The 421-nt window shown below is 70.3% G+C and carries 1 pseudogene; it reads right to left on the bottom strand.

Going from position 1 to position 421, the window contains the following annotated elements:
* Positions 1–140 precede the first annotated feature (140 nt).
* Positions 141–421, bottom strand: a pseudogene (locus tag DRV85_RS03585) (ABC transporter ATP-binding protein); the annotation flags it as partial.

Genomic DNA, 421 nt, shown 5'->3' with positions numbered 1-421 from the left:
GACCGTGCCGGTGACGGGCGAGAGATGCGCGTTGTAGCGCGGGTCGGTGCGCAACCCGTGCAGATACGCGGCGTCCTCCGGCATCACCAGGCGGAGGCGAAGCTGTACTCCCTCGGCCGAGGCTGGGATCTGCGGGCCGTTCAAGCCGCCTCCCCCAGCCGCGCGATGCGCTGGAAGTGTTCGTTGCCCTCCATCAGCGCGTCCCAGGTGTCGCAGCCGACGAGGCGGCCCTTGTCGAGCACCGCGATCCGGTCGCAGCGGCGCACGGTGCTCAGGCGGTGGGCGATCATCACCACCGTCTTGTCGCCGGGCAGGGCGTCGATGGCCCCCATGACCTCGGCCTCGGTGAGGTTGTCGAGGGCGCTCGTGGCCTCGTCGAAGACGATGAGATCGGCGTCGTGGTAGAGCGCGCGGGCGATGC

The sequence above is a fragment of the Rhodosalinus halophilus genome (assembly GCF_003298775.1).
In the GTDB taxonomy this organism is placed as follows: domain Bacteria; phylum Pseudomonadota; class Alphaproteobacteria; order Rhodobacterales; family Rhodobacteraceae; genus Rhodosalinus; species Rhodosalinus halophilus.
The sequence above is the reverse complement of the archived record's forward strand: the minus strand, read 5'-3'. Positions and strand labels throughout refer to the sequence as shown.